We start from the raw sequence: 572 nt of genomic DNA on the forward strand, positions 1-572 counted from the left end.
TTTAAGGAAGTTCAGGCGGCCGATGATGAACGGATTTTAATTCACGGAATTATTGACGGCTACTTAGAGCAAGACCAGGGGATCATTTTGATTGATTACAAGACAGATCACGTCAACCAAGAGAATGAAGATCGTTCTATTCAATTGATCGTTGACCGTTACCGTGGGCAGCTAGAACTGTACCGACAGGCTTTGAATATGATGAAGCCAACTAAAGTTGTTCAAATGGGTCTATACCTGGTAGAATTAGGAAGATTTATTTCAATTCCGATCGGAGGGGATTCGAGTGGCCACAATTAAGGATATTGCAAAAGAAGCGGGGGTTTCAGTGTCTACCGCTTCTCGGGCATTAAATGACAATTCCCGAATCAGTGTTGCTACTCGACAACGGGTTCATCAAATCGCCCAGCGATTAGGGTATCAACCTAATTACACGGCCCAAAATTTAACACGTGGTGAATCGAACATGGTCGGACTCGTCTTCCCTGTGACGACAGATAGTGCGCCAGCCAACCCCTTTCATATTGATTTAATGCGGGGGATTAGTCAGGCTTTGCAACCACTGCATTATG

General features: G+C 44.6%; 2 protein-coding genes. Both read left to right on the plus strand.

The features are described from left to right. Window positions 1–300: PD-(D/E)XK nuclease family protein (locus ACFIK0_RS09825; RefSeq protein WP_375663979.1), on the plus strand; the 300-nt coding region annotated here is incomplete at its 5' end. Continuing rightward, window positions 287–572, plus strand: a 286-nt coding sequence (locus ACFIK0_RS09830) for a LacI family DNA-binding transcriptional regulator (RefSeq protein WP_375663980.1), incomplete at its 3' end; no start/stop codon positions are given. The genes ACFIK0_RS09825 and ACFIK0_RS09830, both read left to right, overlap by 14 nt.

This window comes from Bartonella sp. CL63NXGY (assembly GCF_042194905.1).
GTDB lineage: Bacteria > Pseudomonadota > Alphaproteobacteria > Rhizobiales > Rhizobiaceae > Bartonella.